Raw genomic sequence first — 20,648 nt, forward strand, 5'->3', positions numbered from 1 at the left:
TCGGCATGAGTGATACCACCGCAGCGCGGAAACGCGACCATACCCACTGGCTGTACATCGCGGTGATCATCGCCGTCGTGGCCGGCGTCGTTGTCGGCCGGGTGGCCCCGGAATTCGGTCAGTCACTCGCGCCGCTCGGCACCGTGTTCGTGAACCTGATCAAGATGATGATCGCACCTGTCATCTTCTGCACGATCGTCCTGGGCATCGGTTCGGTGCGCGCGGCCGCGACCGTCGGCAAGGTGGGTGGCCTGGCCATCGGCTATTTCCTCGCGATGTCGACGGTCGCGCTCGGCATCGGGCTCGTCGTCGGCAACCTCATCGATCCGGGCGAGGGCCTGAACGTCGGCGCCACCGGAGCGGGCGCGAAGTACGCCGATCAGGCGCACAGCGCGGGCGGTACGTGGGACTTCATCCAGAACATCGTGCCGACCACGCTCGTGTCCTCGCTCACCGCGGGCAGCGTGCTGCAGGCGCTGTTCGTCGCGCTGCTGGTCGGGTTCGCCGTGCAGGCGATGGGCGAGGCGGGCGCTCCGATCCTGCGCGCGGTCTCGCTGGGCCAGAAGCTGGTGTTCCGGATCCTGTCGATGATCCTGTGGCTGGCGCCGATCGGCGCGTTCGGCGCGATCGCGAACGTGGTCGGCCGCACCGGCTGGTCGGCGGTGGTGCAGCTGGCGACGCTGATGATCGCGTTCTATCTGACGTGCCTGGTGTTCGTGTTCGGTGTGCTCGGGGTGATCCTGCGGATGGTCTCGGGCGTCTCGATCCTGAAGCTGTGCCGCTACCTGTCGCGTGAGTACCTGCTGATCGTGGCGACCTCGTCGTCGGAGTCGGCGCTGCCGCGCCTGATCGCGAAGATGGAACACGCGGGGGTCGAGCGCACCACCGTGGGTGTTGTGGTCCCGACCGGGTATTCGTTCAACCTCGACGGCACCGCCATCTACCTGACCATGGCCTCGATCTTCATCGCCGACGCCATGGGCAAGCCGCTCGAGCTCAGTGAGCAGTTCGGCCTGCTGCTGTTCATGATCATCGCGTCCAAGGGCGCCGCGGGCGTGACCGGCGCCGGCCTGGCCACCCTCGCCGGTGGCCTGCAGAGCCATCGCCCCGACCTGCTCGACGGCGTCGGCCTGATCGTCGGCATCGACCGCTTCATGTCGGAAGCCCGTGCGCTGACCAACTTCTCGGGCAACGCGGTGGCCACCCTGCTCATCGGTACCTGGACCAAGACCGTCGACGCCGACCGGACCCGGCGCGTGCTCGATCGTGAGCTGCCCTTCGACGAGGAGACGATGGTCGACGACCACATCGACAACCACGTCGACGAACATCGCGTCGACATCACGAAACCTGTTCCGGCCCAGGTGGTCGACGCGCAGTGAGACAGCCGAAAGGCCCCGCGACGAGATCGCGGGGCCTTTCGACGGTGAGATCCTGGACCGGCTAGATTCTGGACCACTTGCCGGGGTTGAGGTGGAACTGCACCAGGGCGGTGGCATGACCGTGGCCGAGGCCGTGCTCGGACTTCAGCCAGGTGACCAGGGCGGTGTGCCCGGTCGGCTCGGCCGCGGAGAGCAGGGCGAACCACTCGTCGACGGTGCGCCCGTACTTGGTCTCGATGGTGGGAAAGTAGGACGCGGGGCCGTGCGGCGCGTTCGCCATGGTGGTTCCTCCTCGACAGGTGATCGTTATCGGTGGAGACGGTGCGGCGGTGCGAAATTCATCGCTGCGGGGGTCATGCCGCGACGAGTGCGTGATCGGTGGTGGTCGAGCGGCGTTCGCGGATCAGCAGCACGCCGGCGAGCGCGACGAGTACGGCGGTGAAGCCGTGGACGCCGAACGCGGTGGCGGTGGAACCGTGCCAGCTCAGGACGGTGGCCATGTCCCCGAACGGGGTGAGCGAGGTGGCCAGCATGGCGACGCCGAGCGCGAAGCGCTGCTTGGTGGCCAGCAGGCCGAGGATCACCAGGCCGCTCACCACGTCGCGGACGCCCTTGAGGTTCAGGAAGGCCACCGCGTCCCCCTCGGGTACGGCGGGGAGGCCGAAGCCCGCGGCCGTCATCTCCGGGGCGATGAGGTAGTTGATGCCGACGTAGATGATGAACAGGCCGCCGAGCAGGGAGAGGGCGGTGGCGATGCGCGAGGTGGTCATGAGGTGCTCCTGAATCTTGTTGCTTGCTCTGAAATCTAGCGGCGCTAGGTGTTGAGAGAACAATAACCCGATCCTCGCTATCTTGTCTAGCGTTGCTAGAATATCGAGCATGAGCACCCAGCAGCGCAAGGAACGCGAACGCGCCGAACGGCATCAGCGGATCATCGACACCGCGCGCGAGATGGCCGAAGCGGAAGGCTGGGACGCGGTCACCATCCGCAAACTGGCCGACCGCATCGAATACAGCCAGCCCGTGCTCTACAGCCATTTCGCGAACAAGGCGGCCATCGTCGGCGCCGTCGCCCTGCAGGGCTGCGTCGAACTCGCCGAGCAACTGAAGCAGGCCCGCGAGGCGGCGACCACCCATTCCGAGGTGATCGCCAACGTCGCGCGCGCCTACCTCGACTTCGCCACCGCCAACCCGGCCCGCTACGACGCCATCTTCCAGCAGAAGACCGACCTGAACTTCGGCCTCGACGCCCCGCAGCCCCTGCGTGACGCCTTCGCCGGCCTGGAAGCGATGTTCTCCCCCTATGCCGAGGGCGACGATCTCGGCGCCCGCACCGAAGTGGCCTGGGCATCCCTGCACGGCCTGGCCACCCTCGACCGGGGTGGACGGCTGCGCCCCGAACTGCGTGAACGACGCCTCACCCTGCTGGTCGACGGGACCAGCGAGGCGACTGCCGATCCGGCCTGAGCGAGGCGACGGCGCGTCGAACCTGCCGGGTGACCCAGCGCACCTGGACGGGCTCGCCGCTCCGCGTAGGTTGGAGGCAACGACGCAGGTCGGCAGAGCGGGGCGAGGGCGAAGGGACGGCGGATGGCGGAAGTCGTAGTAGTGGGGTCGGGGCCGAACGGTCTTGCCGCGGCGGTGATCGCCGCTCGCGCCGGGTTGTCGGTGCGGGTCCTCGAAGCGCAGGAACAGGCGGGCGGCGGCTCGCGCACGGCCGAGCTGACCCTGCCCGGATTCCATCACGACATCTGTGCGGGCGCGCATCCGATGGCGTTGGCGTCACCGTTCTTTCGGGCTTTCGACCTCGAGGCGCACGGCGTCGACCTGCTCACCCCGACCGTTTCCTACGCGCACCCCCTCGACGGCGGGATCGCCGGATTGGCGTGGCGCAACATCGAATCCACCGTCGCCGACCTAGGCCGCGACGGTCGCCCGTGGCGCGACCTGTTCGCGCCGCTGGTCGAGCACTGGCCCGATGTCGTCGACCTGGCCATGTCGGATCTGCGGCACCCCCCACTGCGCGTCGGCACCGGCATCAAGTTCGCGACCCGTCTGCTCGAACAGGCGTCCCCGCTGTCGGACAGCCGTTTCAGCGATGACGTCGCGCCCGCGATGTTCAGCGGGGTGGCTGCCCACGCCATCACCTCACCGCGCGCCTTCCCCGCCGTGGGCGCGGCCCTGCTGCTCGGCACTCTCGCGCACGCGGGTGGCTGGGTGATCCCGCGCGGTGGCAGTCAAGCCATCCCGAACGCGATGATCGCCGAGATCGAACGTCTCGGCGGCGAGGTGCGCACCGGGCACCGGGTCGACGATTTCGCCGAACTCGCCACCGCGCGCACGGTGCTGTTCGATACCTCGCCCGCCGAACTCCTTCGCATCGCCGGTGACCGTCTGCCCTCGCGATACCGCAACAGCCTCGGGCGTTTCCAGTACGGCAATGCCGCGTGCAAGGTCGACTTCGCCCTGGCGGGACCGGTGCCGTGGGCCGCCCCCGGCGCCGACCTGGCGGGCACCCTGCACCTGGTCGGCACCAGGGCGCAGGCGATGCACGCCGAACATCAGGTCGCCACCGGCACTTTCGCCGATCAGCCCTTCGTGCTGGCCATTCAGCCCGGCGTGGTCGACTCCACCCGGGCTCCGGAGGGGCAGCACACTCTCTACACCTACGCCCATGTTCCCAACGGCACCGATCGCGATATCAGCGATCAGGTGATCGACCAGGTCGAACGGTTCGCGCCCGGTTTCCGCGACCTGATCCTGGCGAAACACGTGACACCGGCTGCCTTCATGCCCGCGCACAACGCCAACTACATCGGCGGCGACATCTCGGCGGGCGCGATGACCACGCGTCAGACCCTGTTCCGGCCGCTCGCTCGCTGGAATCCTTACTCCACCCCGATTCCGGGCACTTACCTGTGCTCGTCGTCGACTCCACCGGGTCCCGGTGTCCATGGGATGCCGGGCCTGCACGCGGCGCATCACATGCTGCGCAACCGATTCGGCATCGTCACCGACCCGCTCGACCTGTTGCGCGGCGAGGCGCCCGCCTACCGGTAGGGCTTCATCGGTGCGTCGTGGACCTTGTCGGGCTCGAACACATCGGGCTCGAGGTAGATCGTGCACGTGTTCGGCACGGCGACGTGGATACGGTCGTCGGCGGCGTCGATCACCTCGGCGACCTGGGTGATGTCGAGGCCCGCGTGCAGCGCGATCTTGGCGTTGATCAGCAGATCCTGGGGCCCGAGGTACTGGGTCTGCATCCTGATCACGCGCTCGATCCGCGGATCGGCCAGCAGCGCCGACCGAATCGCGGTGTCGTCCTTGGCCGTCGCGCCCTCACCGATCAGCAGGCTCTTGGTCTCCACGATCAGGATCACCGCGTTCACGCCGAGCAGGATGCCGATGAACAGCGTGCCGACGCCGTCCCATACCGCGTTTCCGGTGAGCACCGACAGACTCACCCCGGTCAGGGCGAACAGCAGGCCGATGATCGCGCCCGCGTCCTCGAGCAGCACCACGGGCAGTTCGGGATTGCGGGTGTGGCGGATGAAATACCACCACGAATTCTTGCCCTTCAGCGGCGCCGACTGCTTGCGCGCGGTACGGAAACTGGCGCTCTCCAGTACCAGCGACACCCCGAGGATCCCGATCGCCACCCAGGCCGAAACGATCTCCTCGGGGAACCGGATCTTGTGGATCGCCTCGTTGATCGCGAACAGCGACCCCATCACGAACAGGACGAGCGCCACGACGAACGAATAGAAATACCGATTGCGCGAATACCCGAAGGGGTGCAGCGTATCCGCGGGCTGGTCGGCCCGATTGCGGCCGACCAGCAGCAGCGCCTCGTTCCCGGTATCGGCCACCGAGTGCACGGCCTCGGCCAGCATCGCCGACGAGCCGGTGATGAACGCGCCGATGAACTTCGCGACCATGATCCCCGCGTTCGCCCCGAGTGCGGCGAGGATCGCGATTTTGCTGTCTTCACCTTGCTCGGCCATATCGGAACGCTACCGCCAACACCGAGCCACGCACCGACCTCGGCACCGTGTCGTCGGCCGAGAACCGCGGCGCCAGCCGCTATTCAACTCGGTACAGATCGGGTTCCAGGTAGATGAGGCGGGCCATGGGGACTGCTGCGCGCACGCGCGTTTCGGCGGCGTCGATCGCCTCGGCGACATCGGCGATGTCCAGGTTCGGGGCGAGGGCGACCTTCGCGGCGACCAGCATTTCGTCCGGGCCGAGGTACTCGGTCTTGAGGTGGATCAGCGAGGTGATCCTGGTGCCGTCGACCAGGTTCTCGCGGATCGCCCGACCCTGTTCTGGGGTGGCGCCCTCACCGATGAGCAGGCTCTTCATCTCCACGATCAGCACGATCGCGATGATGCCGAGCAGGACACCGATCGACAGGGTGCCGATGCCGTCGTAGATCGGGTCGTCGGTGACCATGGTGAGCCCGACGCCACCGAGGGCGAGCACCAGACCGATCAGCGCGCCGGTGTCCTCGAGCAGCACCACCGGCAGCTCGGGGCTGCGCGAGTTGCGGATGAACCGCCACCAGCTCGCGTTGCCCTTGAGTGGCCTGGATTCGCGGACCGCGGTGAGGAAGCTGAAGGTCTCGAGGCCGATCGCGATCACCAGGATGACGACCGCGACGATCGGCTGACTCAGCTCTTCGGGGTGCTGGATCTTGTGGATGCCTTCGTAGATCGCGTACACCGAGCCGAGGGTGAACAGCACCAGCGCCACGACGAACGAGTAGAAGTAGCGATTGCGGCCGTAGCCGAACTGGTGCAGCTCGTCGGCGTCCTTGGCGGCGGCGCGCTGGCCGAACAGCAGCAGGCCCTGATTCGCGGTGTCGGCGACCGAGTGCACGCCCTCCGCCATCATCGAGGCCGAACCCGTGATGAACGCGCCGACGAACTTCGCCACCGCGATCCCCGCGTTGGCCGTCAACGCCGCGACGATCGCCTTCTTGCCACCACCAGCCGACATGCCGGCCCGCCCTTCTGTTCACTGAACACGACTCGCCACAGCCTAATCGGACACAGCCGCGAACCGGTCATCAGTCCCTTGCGGCACGGGCGCGGCGAAGGCGGTTCAGTTGTCGCCGACGCAGGCGCTGAACAGCTGGGCGGGGCCGCGCAGCGCGCGCGCCTTGATGTCGGTGTCGGCAGCGGAGATCCAGGCCGCGCTGCCACGTTCGACGATGAGCGTGTGCCCGTTCTCGGAGAGTTCGAGCGTGCCCGCGGTGCACAGCACGATGCCGGGGCCCGCGTCGGCGAGCACGACCGGCTCGTCGTCGGCGCCGAGGTCGAAACGGCACAGGGCGAATTCCGGTGCGGGCGTGCGGTATCGGATGCCGCCGTCGCTACCGGGTTCGGGTTCGATCACCGGCAGGTCGATCGGCTCGAAGTCCAGCACCCGCAGCAGTTCTGGCACGTCGACGTGCTTGGGGGTGAGCCCACCACGCAACACGTTGTCGGAATTGGCCATGATCTCCACGCCCACCCCGCGCAGGTACGCGTGCAGATTGCCGGCCGCGAGGAACAGCGCCTGGCCAGGTTCCAGGGTCAGCCGGTTGAGCAGCAACGCGGCGAGGACGCCCGCGTCGCCGGGGTAGACCTCGGCCAGTTCGAGCGCGGTGCGCACCTCGGCGGTGAACTCGTGCGCGCCCTTGCTCGACAGGTAGGTCACACAGCCCTCGAGCACCGTGGGCAGCAGCTTCGACAGCACGGCGGGCGGCAGCGTGATCCAGGTGGTGAACAGGGTGCGCAGACCGGCCGAATCGGGCTGGGCGGCAAGCAGTTCGGCGTAGATGTTGAGGCCGGGTACATCCAGCGCGCGCAACAGGTCGACGGTGCGGTGCGGATCACGGAACCCGGCCAGCGCCTCGAACCGTTCGAGTGCGACAACGAGTTCGGGCTTGTGGCTGTCGTCGCGGTAGTTGCGCAGCGGCGAATCCAGTGCCACGCCGGTGCGGTTCTCGCGTTCGAAACCGGCACGCGCCTGCGCCGAACTCGGGTGCGCCTGGAGCGAGAGCGGTTCCTCGGCGGCGAGGATCTTCAGCAGGAACGGCAGCCGGGCGCCGAAAGTGTCGGCCGCTGGTCCCAATTCACCCGCCGGGTCGGCCATGAGGACCTCGAGCAGTGAACGTTTGCCCGAGCCGGTCTGCACGTGCGCGGGATCGGCCGGGTGCGCGCCGAACCACAGTTCGGCTTCGGGATGGGCCGATGGCACCGGCCGTCCGCACAGCTGAGCGAGCGCGGTGCGCGACCCCCATGCGTAAGAACGCAGCGCACCAACGAGTTCCTGCACTAGTAGCGTCCCCCGTCGTATCGATCCGGTTCGGGCGCGGCGGCACCGCGCGCACCGGTGAGTCGAAGATAGGCCGCGGCCATGTCGAGCCGCAGCGCGAGCACAGCGAGCTGCTCGAGTTCGCTGCCGTGTCCGCCCCCTGCGGCGGAGTCGGCAGCGGTGCGTTCGATCGCGGGCGCGGCGCCGGGGTCGGCGAGCTGGGATTGCAGCACGTCGACATCGGCATGGACCAGATCGGCGTCGACCAGGCCCGCGCCCGCGCCTTCGAAGACCGCGAGCTTGCGCCGGGCGGCGGCCTGGTCGGGATGCACGCTCAAGGCCAGCACCCGGACCCGGTCGACCGGGGCGGGACCGTCGAGTTCCTCGTCATGGAACAGCGGATCGAAGCCGGGCGCGGTGCCGCCGGTGGCAGCGGCCAGGCGCCCGACCGCCGCGACGGCGTCGGCGAGATCGGCGGCCGAAGCCAACCGGCCCGCGGACTGCAGCAGCACCTCGGCGCCGTGACCGGCCAGTTCCACCGCGGCGGGCGAGTCGCCCGCGAGGACGATCCCCACCCCGTGCATCCGCGCGGCGAGGGTCTTGGCCGGGTTGTGGAAGACCTCGTTGGTGGGGCCGTCGCGCAGCGCTTCGGCGTCGAGCATGTCGGCCAGCGCGGTGAGATCGGGCGTGGCCGGGCCGCTGCGCTGGGCGTCGACCCCACGCAGCACGGCGATGCCGACGGCGAGGAAACGCAGCAGCCGATTGTGGTCGAGAACGGGCACCCTCGGTTCGAGCACGATCGCGCGACCGGCGGCGACCGCGCGCAACGGACCCTCGTTGGGCGCGGCGATCACCACCTCGGCGCTGCGGCGCAGGGCACGGTCGACGGCATCGATCAGCCGCGGGTCACCCGCGTCGTCGCCGGCCACCAGGACCACGTCCAGCGGACCGACCCACGGCGGCAGCGCGGTGACGGGCACGATCGGCAGCCCGGCCCGATCGCCGAGCGTGGCGACGAGCAGTCCGGCCGCGCGCGCGGCGCGACCCGATCCCGCCACCAGCACCAGGCTGCGCGGGCGCAGGTCGGAGAGCCGTTCGATGAGCGAGGTTTCGGCGACCGCCGCCGCGGTGGCCCGCACCTGGGCGCCGCCCGAGGCCGCCGAGCGCAGGGCGCCGCCGGTGTCGGCCGCCGCCAGCGACTCGGCATCGTCGAGGTCGAATACCGGTGTTCCAGCGATCATCGCCGAATCCACCTCCCCTCATCGCGCTGTGTCGTCTGTGACTCCACTATTCCAGCCGGGCACCGGCAATGCTCGTAATCCGCCGTCGCCGAATACCGGGCATGTGATTCCACGGGTACTGGTTTCATCTTCCCAGTCAGGCGCGGACGATGCTCAGGATCTCGGTCACGAGTGCGTTTACATCGTCGCGCGATCCGGCCTCGACATTGAGTCGAAGCAGCGGTTCGGTATTCGATGCGCGCAGGTTGAACCAGGCGTGGTTGCCCAGGTCGACCGTGACGCCGTCCATCCGGTCCACCGACTCGGTGCGGTCGGCGAACGCGGCGAGCACGGCGGCGGTGCGGTCGGCGGCGTCGGCGACGGTCGAGTTGATCTCGCCCGAGGCGGCGTACACGTCGTAGGCGGCCATCAGGCCCGAGACCGTACGCTCGCCCTCGCCGAGCGCGGCCAGCACGTGCAGCGCGGCCAGCATGCCCGAGTCGGCACCCCAGAAATCGCGGAAGTAGTAGTGCGCCGAGTGCTCGCCACCGAACACCGCGCCGGTCGAGGCCATCTCCTGCTTGATGAACGAGTGCCCCACCCGCGTGCGCACCGGCTTGCCGCCCAGCTCCTCGACCAGCTCGGGCACCGCGCGCGAGGTGATCAGGTTGTGGATCACGGTGGCGCCCGGCTCCTTGGCCAGCTCACGCTGCGCCACGATCGCCGTGATCGCCGACGGCGACACGGGCTCGCCGCGCTCGTCGACGACGAAGCAACGGTCGGCGTCGCCGTCGAAGGCCAGGCCGATGTCGGCGCCGCTGGAGCGCACCAGCGCCTGCAGGTCGACGAGGTTCTTCGGGTCGAGGGGGTTGGCTTCGTGGTTGGGGAACGAGCCGTCGAGTTCGAAGTACAGCGGCACGATCGTGATCGGGCCCAGGGTGCCTAGGACGGCGGGCACGGTGTGGCCGCCCATGCCGTTGCCGGCGTCGACCGCGATGGTGAGCGGGCGGATCTGGTCGAGGTTCACCAGTTCGCGCAGGTAGTCCGCGTAGTCGGCGAGCAGATCGGTGCTGGTGGCGGTGCCGGGCGCGCCGTCGTAGGCGGGCACGCCCGCGATCACCTCGGCCGCGATGGTCGCCAGCCCGGTGTCCTGCCCGACGGGCAGCGCGTTCGCGCGGCACAGCTTGATGCCGTTGTACTTGGCCGGGTTGTGACTGGCGGTGAACATGGCGCCGGGACAACCGAGCTTGCCCGAGGCGAAGTAGAGCTGGTCGGTGGAGGCCAGACCGATGTGCACCACATCGAGGCCCTGGGCCCGCACACCCTGCGCGAACGCCTCGGACAGCGCGGGGGAGGACTCGCGCATGTCGTGGCCGATCACGACGCGGGTGGCGCCTTCTTCGCGCATCAGACGCGCGAAGGAAGCGCCGACATCGCCGACGAACGCCTCGTCGATCTGTTCGCCCACCACCCCGCGGACGTCATAAGCCTTGATCACGGCATTCACGAGTTCGCCAGAGCGCGCGAGGGTCGTCATGGGGCTAACCCTAGCGGGCTGCGCCGACTCTCCGGGATCCTGGCCGGACTAGCTACGGATCCGGCAGAACCCGTAGGTGGCCGCGGCGGCCCGTGCGCGCGGTGCGGGGGGCCGCGGCAGCGTTGTCGCGGTAGCCCGGCTGGTCGGCTTCGGCGGGGCGGCGACGCAGGCCCGCTTCGCGGACGGCTTCGGCCAGCGCGGTGAGATCGTCGTCGTCGGGGGTGCTCGAGGAGAAGCCGCCTTCGTGGCGGACCAGTTCCCAGCCCTTGGGCGCGGTGATGCGGCAGGCGTGCGTTTCGCAGAGATCCCAGGAATGCGGTTCGGCGACGGTGGCCAGGGGTCCGACGACAGCGGTCGAGTCGGAGTACACATAAGTCAGCGTCGCTACAGCCGGGTTCTTGCAGCCGGGTCGGCAGCAACGACGCATAGGGATCACGACGTCGAGATTAGCCCTCCGCGGCCCGAAAGTGGATACGGACACGCCCTAATGAGCGAAGGCAGAGGACGTCTATTCGGGCTCGGGATCGATCAGATCGGGATCGACGCCGAGGTAGGTCGCGATCTGCTGGACGAGGACCTCGCGCAGCAACTCGACCAGATCGTCGGGATCGGCGGCCCGCAATTCCAGCGGCTTGCGGAACAACACCACTCTGGCGCGAGTGGCCGCACCGTGCCGGTCGACGCCCGCGGGGATCAGCCGCGACAGCGGCACCGGTCCGTCGGCGACCACCTCATCCGGCCAGGTGACCGAATCAGGATGCAGTGGACGGATTTTCGGAACATCGTCGACGGCGATGTCGAGCTTGGTGAGGCGATCGTGCCAGCGGGTGTCCAGTGGGGCGAATGCCTCGAGCACGAGCCGATCGAATTTCTGGCCCCTGGTACGCCACGCGGGCACCGTCGGCGGGAGCATGGGGCCACGGACACCGCGGCCGCGGCGGGTCACCGAACGAGCGGTGGGTGCCGGGGAATGACGCCGGGAACGTGCCATGGGTCTTTCACCTCTCTCGCCTGCACCGTGAAAATCAACAAGGGCGTTCGCCCGGAGACACCGACGTACTGCGCCTGCGTGGCTCCGGGCCAGGCCTGGAGAGAGTCTACTTTCGAACAGTCACTTAACCGATTCCGCGCTTCAGCCTGCGACGCTCTCGTTCCGAGAGACCGCCCCAGATGCCGAAGCGTTCATCATGTGCCAGTGCGTATTCCAGGCACTGGTCACGTACTTCACAGCCCAAGCAGATGCGCTTGGCCTCACGCGTCGAGCCGCCCTTCTCGGGGAAGAACGCCTCGGGGTCGGTCTGAGCGCAGAGGGCACGTTCCTGCCACTGCTCTTCGATCGACTCGAACATTTCGTCGAAGCCCGTAACGACCAGACTCAGCCGGGGAGCCGCGACTTCGCTTACCACGTCCGGTTCCTGCCAGCTCATGTCAGCGCAGACAGCGTGAGCTGCGCCTGCTGTGGAATCGGTCGGCGAGACCAGATCTTCGGTCATCGTTCCGCCTCCTCACTATGTGTTAGCGCAGAATGATTCTTTCCGTCGGTCCGAATGAGATCTCCGACGGCCCAACACCGCGACGTAGTCTCGCGGGCTTCCCCGAGCCTGCCTTCCGGCGAGCGGGAACCTTCTCGCAAACGTCCCCTGCGCTATGTCCTCGCGCCGTGGCCGTTTCCGGCGACTTGGAACCCTCTCGCAAACGCCCCCGCGCTATGCCCTCTCGCGGTGACCGGAATGACATGTCTGTGATTAGACACGCCGCACTTGCCGGTGGTCAACCCGCCGTCACCCTTCCGTTACACTCCGCACCCGCCTTTCGTGTTGATCTTGTTATGTGCCGTGGCAAATGACCAGCAACTTCGCTGTCGTTCGGCGCGGAACCAACCGGCAACCGCCACTCACTAGGCTGTGACCCTGTGACTGCACAACACGCGGTGCGCGAGCCCAAGATCGCCGTTCTCGTCGGCGGTGTCGGCGGTGCCCGGTTCCTCCAAGGCGTCCGGCAGCTGCTGCCCGAAGCCGACATCTCGGCCATCGTCAACGTCGGCGACGACGTCTGGATGCATGGCCTTCGCATCTGTCCCGACCTCGACACCTGCATGTACACCCTCGGCGGTGGCATCGACACCGAGCGTGGCTGGGGCCACGCCGACGAAACCTGGCACGCGAAAGAGGAGCTGGCGAAATACAACGCCCAGCCCGATTGGTTCGGCCTGGGCGATCGCGATATCGCCACCCACCTCATCCGCACCGAAATGCTGCGCGCCGGATATCCGCTGTCCGCGGTCACCGAAGCGCTGTGCAATCGCTGGCAGCCGGGAGTGAAGCTGATCCCGGCTACCGACGATCGCTGCGAAACCCACGTGGTGGTCAGCGATCCCGACAATGCTGGCGAACGTCGCGCGATCCACTTTCAGGAATGGTGGGTGCGGTACCGCGCGGCGCTCCCGACTCACGGATTTGCCTCGATCGGCGCCGAGCAAGCCTCTCCGGCGCCGAATGTGACCGAAATCATAGGCTCCGCTGACGCCGTGTTGCTGGCCCCGTCCAACCCCGTGGTGAGCATCGGCGCGATCCTCGCCGTGCCCGGGATCAGAGGCGCGCTACGTACCAGCGAAGCCAAGGTGATCGGCCTCTCGCCGGTGATCGACGGAAAGCCGTTGCGCGGCATGGCCGATGAGTGCCTGACGGCGATCGGCGTCGAGTCCACCGCCGAGGCGATCGGCCGCCACTACGGCGCCCGCTCGGCCACCGGCATCCTCGACGGGTGGCTGGTCCACTCCACCGACTCCGCCGATGTTCCCGGCGTGGAGGTGCGCAGCGTTCCGCTGTTGATGAGTGACCCCGACGCCACCGCTGAAATGGCGCGCGCCGCACTGGAATTGGCGGGAGTGAAGGCATGAGTTCGCAGGAGAACGGCACCGGCGGCGCGTTGCCCGACCACGCCGCCGACGAGTTGCGGATCCTCCCGGTGACCGGGCTGCCGGAGTTCCGGCCCGGCGACGACATCGCCGAACACCTTGCGGCACAGGCGCCCTGGCTCGCCGACGGCGACATCATCGTGGTCACCAGCAAGATCGTGTCGAAGGTCGAGGGGCGCATCGTCGTCGCGCCGGTCGACCCCGAGGAGCGCGACACCGCTCGTCGCAAGCTGGTCGAGGACGAAGCCGTGCGGGTGCTCGCGCGCAAGGGCCGCACCCTCATCACCGAGAACCGGCTCGGCATCGTGCAGGCGGCCTCCGGTGTGGACGGCTCCAACGTGGCCGAGGGCGAATTGGTGCTGTTGCCTGTCGATCCCGACGGCAGCGCGAAGTCACTGCGCACCGCGCTCGCCCAGCGGCTCGGCGTCGACGTGGCCGTGGTCGTCACCGACACCATGGGCCGGGCCTGGCGCAACGGGCAGATCGACGCGGCCATCGGGTCGGCCGGGCTGCGGGTGCTCCATGACTACGCCGGCTCGGTGGATGGGCAGGGCAACGAACTGCACGTCACGCAGGTGGCCATCGCCGATGAGCTCGCCGCCGCGGCCGATCTGGTCAAGGGCAAGCTCGGCGGAGTCCCGGTGGCGGTGGTGCGCGGGCTGCGGACCGACGACGACGGGTCGACCGCGGCGGCACTGCTGCGCGGTGGCATCGACGACCTGTTCTGGCTCGGCACCGCCGAAGCGCTCGAGCAGGGCCGCAAAGAAGCTGTGCCGCTGCGCCGTTCGGTGCGAGCGTTCACCGCCGAGGCGGTGGACCCGGAACGGATCCGCGCCGCCGTGGCGGTCGGCCTCACCGCGCCCGCGCCGCACCACACCCGCCCGGTGCGCTTCGTCTGGCTGCGCAAGGCGACGCTGCGGGCCCAGCTGCTCGATGCCATGACCGAGAAGTGGAGCGAGGACCTCGCCGCCGACGGGCTCGACCCCGAACGCGTGCGGCGTCGAATCGCGCGTGGCCGAATCCTTTTCGACGCGCCGGAAGTGATCATCCCGTTCTGCGTGCCCGACGGCGCCCACGACTATCCCGACGCTCGTCGGCAGGCCGCCGAGCAGACGATGTTCACGGTGGCCGTCGGCGCGGCGGTGCAGGGGCTGCTGGTGGCGCTGGCCGCCGACGGCCTCGGCAGCTGCTGGATCGGCTCGACCATCTTCGCGCCCGAGATCGTTCGTGAGGTCCTCGGGCTCGACGAGGACTGGATGCCGCTGGGCGCCATCGCGATCGGTCATCCACTGGAGGAGCCGGTGGCGCGCACCGTCAGCTCGGCGGGCACCGGCCTGGTGGAACTGTGAGCGCGGAGTCGCTGCATGCGTCGGCCACCGAGTTGCTCACGCACTGGGAACCCGAGACCCGCGCGGATCACTCACTGCGCGAAGCGATTCTGGCCTTCCTCGGTTCGGCTCCCCGCGGGTGTCTACGCGAACACGCGCCCGGCCACATCACCGCGTCGGCGATCGTGTTGTCGCACGACCGCCGCGACATCCTGCTCACCCTGCACCCGCGCGTCGGTCGCTGGATCCAGCTGGGTGGTCATTGCGAACCCGATGACAAGACCGTGCAGGACGCGGCGCTGCGGGAGGCGGTGGAGGAATCCGGCATCCCCGACCTGATTCTCACGCCGGGTCTCTACGGCGCGCAGGCGCACCCGATCACCTGCTCGCTCGGCGTGCCGACGCGGCATCTGGACCTGCTCTTCGAGATCATGGCGCCCCCCGGCGCGGTGCCGGTCCGCAGTGCCGAATCGACCGATCTGCGGTGGTGGCCGGTCGACGGGCTACCACCGGGCGCGGACGTGCTACTTCCGGTCAGAGGCCGAATGTAAAGGCCCCTGAAAAGGTCACTGACCTGTAACGACGGCGACCGTGTCCAGTGGGGGCACGGTCGCCGTCCGCGTTACCGGGTCGTCACTGCTTTACAAATTGGCCAATTTGTCTAGACAGCGGACGCATCCGGACATATCGTCTGTGACAGAGAGTTACGCACATCACACGTGTGAGATGTGCCTCGGAACTGGAGACGATGATGTCGACTGATGCCAACGCGTCCGAGCAGCGGGTCGCACCGCCGCAGTGGCGAGATTCCAAGCGATATTTGTGGCTGTGGGGGCTGTTCGCCCCGACCGGCCTGTTCACGATCGCGATCCCCCTGATCTGGGGCCTCAACCAGCTCGGCTGGCATCGCATCGCCGAGATCCCGTTCTGGCTCGGGCCGGTGCTGGTCTACCTCGTGATCCCGCTGGCGGACCTGTTCTTCGGTCCCGACGGCAACAACCCGCCCGACGAGGTGATGGAGTACCTGGAGAACGACAAGTACTACCGCTACCTCACCTACCTGTACCTGCCGTTCCAGTACGCCTCGCTCATCTTCGCCTGCTACATCATCACCGCGCCGAACCTGCACTGGCTCGGCTTCCCCGGCGGCGCCAATGTGGTCGACAAGATCGGTATCGCGATCAGCGTGGGCATGATCGGCGGCATCGGCATCAACACCGCGCACGAACTCGGCCACAAGAAGGTCGAACTGGAACGCTGGCTCGCGCGCATCGCGCTGGCCCAGTCGTTCTACGGGCACTTCTACATCGAGCACAACCGCGGTCACCACGTGCGGGTCGCCACTCCGGAGGACCCCGCTAGTTCGCGCATCGGTGAGTCCTTCTGGGCATTCTGGCCGCGCACGGTCTGGGGCAGCCTGCGCTCGGCCTGGCATCTCGAGAAGGAACGTCTGGGTCGGCTCGACAAGAGTCCATGGACGCTGCGCAACGACGTGCTCAACGCCTGGGCGATGTCGGTGGTGTTGTGGCTCGGATTGATCGCCGTGTTCGGCATCGAGTTACTGCCGTATCTGATCCTGCAGGCCGTGATCGGGTTCAGCCTGCTCGAGTCGGTGAACTACCTCGAGCACTACGGCCTGGTCCGGCAGAAGACCGCCAGTGGACGCTACGAACGACCCGCGCCCGCGCACAGCTGGAACAGCGACCACATCGTCACCAACATCTTCCTCTACCACCTGCAGCGCCACAGTGACCATCACGCGTATCCGACCCGGCGCTACCAGACGCTGCGCAGCTGGGACGGTGCGCCGAACCTGCCCAGTGGCTACGCCAGCATGATCCTGCTCGGCTACTTCCCGCCGATCTGGCGCAAGGTGATGGACAAGCGCGTGCTCGCGCACTACGGCGGGGACGTCACGCTCGCCAATATCGAACCCAAGCGCCGGGAGCAGGTGCTGGAAAAGTACGGAACCGAGGTCCAGTCGTGAGCGCCTACAAATGTCCGGTGTGTGATTTCGTCTTCGATGAAGCCAAAGGCGCGCCACGCGAAGGATTTCCGCCTGGCACACTGTGGACGGCCGTTCCCGACGACTGGTGCTGTCCGGACTGTGGGGTGCGGGAAAAGATCGACTTCGAGGCGGTAGGAGTTTCGCAGTGACCGACTACAAGCTGTACCAGTGCGCACAGTGCGGTTTCGAGTACGACGAGGCCCAGGGCTGGCCCGACGACGGCATCGCCCCCGGCACCCTCTGGGAAGACATCGCCGACGACTGGACCTGCCCGGACTGCGGTGCTCGCAAGTCCGACTTCTTCATGGTCGAGATCGAACGTTCGTGAGCGTCGCGGGTACTCCGCGCACCGGTTCGCGCATCCCGTATCAGGAGGCCGCGCGCGAACTGCTGCGCAACTCGGTCCTGGACGGGATGCGCGAACTGCTCACCGAGCGTGACTGGTCCAAGGTCACGCTCGGTGACGTCGCGGCCAGGGCCGGGGTGAGCAGGCAGACGCTCTACAACGAGTTCGGTTCGCGCGCGGGGCTCTCGCAGGCCTACGCGCTACGCCTGGCCGACGACCTCGTCGACCATGTGCGCGAGGCGCTCGATGCCAACGTGGGCGACGCGCGCGCCGCGATCCGGGTCGGTATGACCGGCTTCTTCCTCTCCGCCGCGGGCGACCCACTGGTCCGTTCGCTGCTGAGCGGGGAGATGAAGCCGGACCTGTTGCGGTTGATCACGCTGGACGCGGCGCCGCTGCTCGAGCACGCCACCGCGCGCCTGACCCAGGTTTTCGCGCACAGCTGGGTGAACGCGACCGATGCCGAGGCCGACGTGCTCGCGCACGCGCTGGTGCGGATCGCGCTGAGCTACATTCCGAATCCGCCCGTGCCCGAACGCGACGCCGCGGCCGAGATGAGCGCCTTGCTCACCCCGTACGTCGAGGCAATTGTGCAGGTACGGGGCATCCGTGTCCCATCCGGTGAAGTGGATCACTGAGAGAAGTCACCAGCTCTGGTTCGCCCCTGTGTAACCATCACCACGTTTGAGGATCTGCCGCTGTGTAACGCGCCTACGGTCTGTCAGTATTCACATCGGTCGGCGATTGATCTTTTTGTAGCGGAGCGGGTGTGCAAACGGTTGGCAAACCGGGGGGTTTTCGTGATCCCAAACGGTATCTCTGGGCTTTAGGGCTGATCGCCCCGGCGTGCGCGCTGTTGCCCTCCCAGCTGGTGTTCCATACCAAGGCCGAAGTGTTCTGGTGGATCGGACCTGTCATCGTCCTGATCGCCATTCCCGTGCTGGACTGGATCGTCGGCGAAGACGGCAACAATCCCCGCGACGAGGACTACGCGGCGCTCTCCGCCGACCGGTACTACCGGTGGTGCACCTACCTGTTCCTGCCGATCCAGCTGGTCAGCCTCGGCGTGGCCTGCTTCATGTGGACGAGCCCCGAGCTGGCCCTGGTCGACAAGCTCGGATTGGCCGCCACGGTCGGCTTCGTCAGCGGCATCGGCATCAACGCCGCCCACGAATTGGGTCACCGGGTGGAGAGTGCCGAAAAATTGCTGTCGAAGATCGCGCTGGCCCAGTCGGGCTACGGGCACTTCTTCGTCGAGCACAATCGGGGACACCACGCCCGCGTGGCAACCCCCGAGGATCCGGCCAGCGCCCGGCTGGGTGAATCGCTGTGGAAGTTCCTGCCGCGCAGCGTGATCGGCGGGTTCCGGTCGGCCGTGCACCTCGAGCGCGCCCGCCTGCACCGGCAGGGTCGCGGCTGGTGGAGCGCCGACAACAACATCCTGCAGGCCTGGGCGATGACGGCGGTGCTGTTCGGTTCGCTGACGCTGGTGTTCGGTCCGTCCATCCTCCCGTGGCTGGCCATCCAGGCCGCGATCGGCATCGCGCTGCTCGAGACCGTCAACTACGTCGAGCACTACGGGCTGCTGCGCGCACGCAAGGCCAACGGCCGCTACGAGCGGTGCTCCCCGCGCGACAGCTGGAACTCCGATCGCCTGGTCACCAACATCTTCCTGTTCCATCTGCAGCGCCACAGCGACCACCACGCCAATCCGGGACGCCGCTACCAGACACTGCGCAGCACCGAAGAAGCTCCGCAGCTGCCCGCGGGATACGCCACCATGATCGTGCTCGCCGCCGTTCCGCCGCTGTGGCGTGCGGTGATGGACCCCAGGGTCGCGGCGCACTACGGCGGCGATCTGAGCCTGGCCAATGTCTCGCCCGCGAAGCCGCGACGGTTGCTGGCCCGATACCGCGCGGCGGCCTGAGACTCCACCTCGACGGAGGAGGGGAACTCGCGCGGCCCCAGACGGTAACCTAGCCAACGTGACGACCTCAGAACTCCCCGCGCGCACCGAGCTCACCCCCGACGTCCGCAACGGCATCGACTACAAGGTGGCAGACCTCTCGCTGGCCGAATTCGGCCGCAAGGAGATCCGCCTCGCCGAGCACGAGATGCCGGGCCTGATGGCGCTGCGCCGTGAATACCACGACGTCCAGCCGCTGAAGGGCGCGCGAATCTCCGGATCGCTGCACATGACGGTCCAGACCGCCGTCCTGATCGAAACCCTCGTTGCTCTCGGCGCCGAAGTGCGCTGGGCCTCCTGCAACATCTTCTCCACCCAGGATCACGCCGCCGCCGCCATCGTGGTCGGCCCGAACGGCACCGTCGACGAGCCCAAGGGCATCCCCGTCTTCGCCTGGAAGGGCGAGACGCTGGAGGAGTACTGGTGGGCCGCCGAGCAGATGCTCACCTGGCCGAATGCCCCGGCCAACATGATCCTCGACGACGGTGGCGACGCGACCATGCTCGTGCTGCGCGGCGCGCAGTTCGAGAAGGCCGGTCTGGTTCCGCCCGCCGACGCCGATCACTCCGCCGAGTACACGGTGTTCCTGGATCTGCTGCGCGAGAGCCTCGAAGCCGACAAGACCAAATGGAGCGTCATCGCCGACTCGGTCAAGGGCGTCACCGAGGAGACCACCACCGGCGTGCTGCGGCTGTACCAGTTCGCCGCCGCGGGTGAGCTGGTGTTCCCGGCGATCAACGTCAACGACTCGGTCACCAAGTCCAAGTTCGACAACAAGTACGGCACCCGCCACTCGCTGATCGACGGCATCAACCGCGGCACCGACGTGCTCATCGGCGGCAAGAAGGTGCTGATCTGTGGTTACGGCGATGTCGGCAAGGGCTGCGCGGAGTCGCTGGCCGGCCAGGGCGCGCGCGTGCAGGTCACCGAGATCGACCCGATCAACGCGCTGCAGGCGCTGATGGACGGCTACGACGTGGTCACCGTCGAGCAGGCGATCGGCGACGCCGACATCGTCATCACCTCGACCGGCAACAAGGACATCATCACCCTCGACCACATGAAGGCGATGAAGGATCACTCGATCCTGGGCAACATCGGCCACTTCGACAACGAGATCGACATCGCGGCGCTGGAGCGTTCGGGCGCGACCCGGATCAACATCAAGCCGCAGGTCGACGAGTGGACCTTCAAGGAGACCGGCAAGGCGATCATCCTGCTGTCCGAAGGTCGCCTGCTGAACCTGGGCAACGCCACCGGCCACCCCTCGTTCGTCATGTCCAACAGCTTCTCCAACCAGGTCATCGCCCAGATCGAACTGTGGACGAAGCCGGAAGAGTACGACAACGAGGTCTACCGCCTGCCCAAGCACCTCGACGAGAAGGTCGCCAAGATCCACGTCGAGGCCCTCGGCGGCACCCTGACCAAGCTCACCAAGGATCAGGCCGAGTACATCAACGTGGACGTGGAAGGCCCGTACAAGCCGGAGCACTACCGCTACTGAGTTCTGACAACGGTGGCCCGTCGACCAGCTGGTCGACGGGGCCCCGGCCTGTTGGGGGTAGGGGAGCCGATGTTAAAGGCGGTGGAGTAGATGTTTTGGTAGCTGCATTTACCGGACAGCGCGCCCAAAAACCAGTTTTA

22 protein-coding genes are annotated in these 20,648 nt (G+C 67.6%); 12 read left to right on the forward strand and 10 right to left on the reverse strand.

Features of this window, described 5'->3' with window-relative positions; translation table 11 throughout:
- Nucleotides 1-5: 5 nt before the first annotated feature.
- Nucleotides 6-1,382 carry a cation:dicarboxylate symporter family transporter gene (locus tag ACFTS5_RS18995; RefSeq protein ID WP_378632542.1) on the forward strand — a complete coding sequence of 459 codons (1,377 nt, stop codon included), beginning with the start codon at nucleotides 6-8 and terminating at the stop codon, nucleotides 1,380-1,382.
- Between the two features lie 61 nt (nucleotides 1,383-1,443).
- Here the strand turns inward: ACFTS5_RS18995 and ACFTS5_RS19000 are convergent, their stop codons facing one another.
- The gene (locus tag ACFTS5_RS19000) at nucleotides 1,444-1,662 is read right to left on the reverse strand and encodes a DUF4287 domain-containing protein (protein WP_378632544.1); all 219 of its coding nucleotides are present in this window, start codon (nucleotides 1,660-1,662) and stop codon (nucleotides 1,444-1,446) included.
- Nucleotides 1,663-1,735: 73 nt separating this feature from the next.
- Nucleotides 1,736-2,152 (reverse strand): DUF4267 domain-containing protein, encoded by a 417-nt coding sequence (locus ACFTS5_RS19005; protein ID WP_378632546.1) that lies wholly within the window; start codon nucleotides 2,150-2,152, stop codon nucleotides 1,736-1,738.
- Nucleotides 2,153-2,261: 109 nt separating this feature from the next.
- Between ACFTS5_RS19005 and ACFTS5_RS19010 the strand changes: the two genes are divergently transcribed.
- Together ACFTS5_RS19010 and ACFTS5_RS19015 are read left to right on the forward strand one after the other, a co-directional pair.
- Nucleotides 2,262-2,849, forward strand: a complete 588-nt coding sequence (locus ACFTS5_RS19010; protein ID WP_378632549.1) for a TetR/AcrR family transcriptional regulator — start codon at nucleotides 2,262-2,264, stop codon at nucleotides 2,847-2,849.
- 123 nt (nucleotides 2,850-2,972) lie between these two features.
- The gene (locus ACFTS5_RS19015; protein ID WP_378632551.1) at nucleotides 2,973-4,442 is read left to right on the forward strand and encodes a phytoene desaturase family protein; all 1,470 of its coding nucleotides are present in this window, start codon (nucleotides 2,973-2,975) and stop codon (nucleotides 4,440-4,442) included.
- Here the strand turns inward: ACFTS5_RS19015 and ACFTS5_RS19020 are convergent.
- From ACFTS5_RS19020 to ACFTS5_RS19055, 8 genes are all read right to left on the reverse strand, one after another.
- On the reverse strand, nucleotides 4,433-5,386 hold the full coding sequence (locus tag ACFTS5_RS19020; protein WP_378632553.1) for a cation diffusion facilitator family transporter: 954 nt from the start codon (nucleotides 5,384-5,386) through the stop codon (nucleotides 4,433-4,435). The genes ACFTS5_RS19015 and ACFTS5_RS19020 overlap by 10 nt on opposite strands.
- Before the next feature lie 79 nt (nucleotides 5,387-5,465).
- Nucleotides 5,466-6,380, reverse strand: a complete 915-nt coding sequence (locus tag ACFTS5_RS19025) for a cation diffusion facilitator family transporter (RefSeq protein WP_378632556.1) — start codon at nucleotides 6,378-6,380, stop codon at nucleotides 5,466-5,468.
- A 105-nt stretch (nucleotides 6,381-6,485) separates the two neighbouring features.
- The gene (gene manA / locus ACFTS5_RS19030) at nucleotides 6,486-7,703 is read right to left on the reverse strand and encodes a mannose-6-phosphate isomerase, class I (protein WP_378632558.1); all 1,218 of its coding nucleotides are present in this window, start codon (nucleotides 7,701-7,703) and stop codon (nucleotides 6,486-6,488) included.
- Nucleotides 7,703-8,923, reverse strand: a complete 1,221-nt coding sequence (locus tag ACFTS5_RS19035) for a tobH protein (RefSeq protein WP_378632561.1) — start codon at nucleotides 8,921-8,923, stop codon at nucleotides 7,703-7,705. The genes manA and ACFTS5_RS19035 overlap by 1 nt, the downstream gene beginning before the upstream one ends.
- A 136-nt stretch (nucleotides 8,924-9,059) precedes the next feature.
- A complete protein-coding gene (locus ACFTS5_RS19040) occupies nucleotides 9,060-10,439 on the reverse strand; it encodes a phosphomannomutase/phosphoglucomutase (RefSeq protein WP_378632564.1) in 1,380 nt (459 codons plus the stop codon).
- A 52-nt stretch (nucleotides 10,440-10,491) separates the two neighbouring features.
- Nucleotides 10,492-10,866, reverse strand: coding sequence for a DUF3499 domain-containing protein (locus ACFTS5_RS19045; protein ID WP_378633427.1), 375 nt, complete (start codon nucleotides 10,864-10,866; stop codon nucleotides 10,492-10,494).
- An 81-nt stretch (nucleotides 10,867-10,947) separates the two neighbouring features.
- A complete protein-coding gene (locus ACFTS5_RS19050; protein ID WP_194826429.1) occupies nucleotides 10,948-11,430 on the reverse strand; it encodes a metallopeptidase family protein in 483 nt (160 codons plus the stop codon).
- 124 nt (nucleotides 11,431-11,554) lie between these two features.
- Complete coding sequence (locus ACFTS5_RS19055; protein WP_133733920.1) at nucleotides 11,555-11,788, reverse strand: WhiB family transcriptional regulator; 234 nt, start codon at nucleotides 11,786-11,788, stop codon at nucleotides 11,555-11,557.
- Nucleotides 11,789-12,351: 563 nt separating this feature from the next.
- Here ACFTS5_RS19055 and cofD point away from each other — a divergent pair.
- The 9 genes from cofD (at nucleotide 12,352) to ahcY (ending at nucleotide 20,508) form a co-directional block, all read left to right on the forward strand.
- Nucleotides 12,352-13,338 carry a 2-phospho-L-lactate transferase gene (gene cofD, locus ACFTS5_RS19060; protein WP_378632567.1) on the forward strand — a complete coding sequence of 329 codons (987 nt, stop codon included), beginning with the start codon at nucleotides 12,352-12,354 and terminating at the stop codon, nucleotides 13,336-13,338.
- The gene (locus ACFTS5_RS19065) at nucleotides 13,335-14,705 is read left to right on the forward strand and encodes a coenzyme F420-0:L-glutamate ligase (protein ID WP_378632569.1); all 1,371 of its coding nucleotides are present in this window, start codon (nucleotides 13,335-13,337) and stop codon (nucleotides 14,703-14,705) included. The genes cofD and ACFTS5_RS19065 overlap by 4 nt, the downstream gene beginning before the upstream one ends.
- Nucleotides 14,702-15,235 (forward strand): NUDIX hydrolase, encoded by a 534-nt coding sequence (locus ACFTS5_RS19070; protein WP_378632571.1) that lies wholly within the window; start codon nucleotides 14,702-14,704, stop codon nucleotides 15,233-15,235. Before ACFTS5_RS19065 ends, ACFTS5_RS19070 begins: the two co-directional genes overlap by 4 nt.
- 197 nt (nucleotides 15,236-15,432) lie before the next feature.
- The gene (locus ACFTS5_RS19075; protein ID WP_378632572.1) at nucleotides 15,433-16,671 is read left to right on the forward strand and encodes an alkane 1-monooxygenase; all 1,239 of its coding nucleotides are present in this window, start codon (nucleotides 15,433-15,435) and stop codon (nucleotides 16,669-16,671) included.
- Entirely contained in the window at nucleotides 16,668-16,841 is a 174-nt protein-coding gene (locus tag ACFTS5_RS19080; RefSeq protein ID WP_082844102.1) for a rubredoxin, read from the forward strand. Before ACFTS5_RS19075 ends, ACFTS5_RS19080 begins: the two co-directional genes overlap by 4 nt.
- Nucleotides 16,838-17,020 (forward strand): rubredoxin, encoded by a 183-nt coding sequence (locus ACFTS5_RS19085; RefSeq protein ID WP_378632574.1) that lies wholly within the window; start codon nucleotides 16,838-16,840, stop codon nucleotides 17,018-17,020. Before ACFTS5_RS19080 ends, ACFTS5_RS19085 begins: the two co-directional genes overlap by 4 nt.
- The gene (locus ACFTS5_RS19090; protein WP_378632576.1) at nucleotides 17,017-17,676 is read left to right on the forward strand and encodes a TetR family transcriptional regulator; all 660 of its coding nucleotides are present in this window, start codon (nucleotides 17,017-17,019) and stop codon (nucleotides 17,674-17,676) included. The genes ACFTS5_RS19085 and ACFTS5_RS19090 overlap by 4 nt, the downstream gene beginning before the upstream one ends.
- Before the next feature lie 233 nt (nucleotides 17,677-17,909).
- Nucleotides 17,910-18,965, forward strand: coding sequence for an alkane 1-monooxygenase (locus ACFTS5_RS19095; protein WP_378632578.1), 1,056 nt, complete (start codon nucleotides 17,910-17,912; stop codon nucleotides 18,963-18,965).
- A 58-nt stretch (nucleotides 18,966-19,023) separates the two neighbouring features.
- Nucleotides 19,024-20,508, forward strand: a complete 1,485-nt coding sequence (ahcY, locus tag ACFTS5_RS19100) for an adenosylhomocysteinase (RefSeq protein WP_378632580.1) — start codon at nucleotides 19,024-19,026, stop codon at nucleotides 20,506-20,508.
- The last annotated feature ends 140 nt before the right edge of the window (nucleotides 20,509-20,648 follow it).

This window comes from Nocardia sp. NPDC056952, from assembly GCF_042674185.1.
GTDB lineage: Bacteria > Actinomycetota > Actinomycetes > Mycobacteriales > Mycobacteriaceae > Nocardia.

Coding starts and splice junctions, on each gene's coding strand:
- ACFTS5_RS19015 (WP_378632551.1), top strand. CDS start 2,973: ATGGCGGAAGTCGTAGTAGTGGGGTCGGGGCCGAACGGTCTTGCCGCG.
- ACFTS5_RS19010 (WP_378632549.1), top strand. CDS start 2,262: ATGAGCACCCAGCAGCGCAAGGAACGCGAACGCGCCGAACGGCATCAG.
- ACFTS5_RS19075 (WP_378632572.1), top strand. CDS start 15,433: ATGATGTCGACTGATGCCAACGCGTCCGAGCAGCGGGTCGCACCGCCG.
- ACFTS5_RS19025 (WP_378632556.1), bottom strand. CDS start 6,380: ATGTCGGCTGGTGGTGGCAAGAAGGCGATCGTCGCGGCGTTGACGGCC.
- ACFTS5_RS19055 (WP_133733920.1), bottom strand. CDS start 11,788: ATGTTCGAGTCGATCGAAGAGCAGTGGCAGGAACGTGCCCTCTGCGCT.
- ACFTS5_RS19040 (WP_378632564.1), bottom strand. CDS start 10,439: ATGACGACCCTCGCGCGCTCTGGCGAACTCGTGAATGCCGTGATCAAG.
- ACFTS5_RS18995 (WP_378632542.1), top strand. CDS start 6: ATGAGTGATACCACCGCAGCGCGGAAACGCGACCATACCCACTGGCTG.
- ACFTS5_RS19000 (WP_378632544.1), bottom strand. CDS start 1,662: ATGGCGAACGCGCCGCACGGCCCCGCGTCCTACTTTCCCACCATCGAG.
- ACFTS5_RS19065 (WP_378632569.1), top strand. CDS start 13,335: ATGAGTTCGCAGGAGAACGGCACCGGCGGCGCGTTGCCCGACCACGCC.
- ACFTS5_RS19045 (WP_378633427.1), bottom strand. CDS start 10,866: ATGCGTCGTTGCTGCCGACCCGGCTGCAAGAACCCGGCTGTAGCGACG.
- ACFTS5_RS19050 (WP_194826429.1), bottom strand. CDS start 11,430: ATGGCACGTTCCCGGCGTCATTCCCCGGCACCCACCGCTCGTTCGGTG.
- ACFTS5_RS19005 (WP_378632546.1), bottom strand. CDS start 2,152: ATGACCACCTCGCGCATCGCCACCGCCCTCTCCCTGCTCGGCGGCCTG.
- ACFTS5_RS19020 (WP_378632553.1), bottom strand. CDS start 5,386: ATGGCCGAGCAAGGTGAAGACAGCAAAATCGCGATCCTCGCCGCACTC.
- ACFTS5_RS19035 (WP_378632561.1), bottom strand. CDS start 8,923: ATGATCGCTGGAACACCGGTATTCGACCTCGACGATGCCGAGTCGCTG.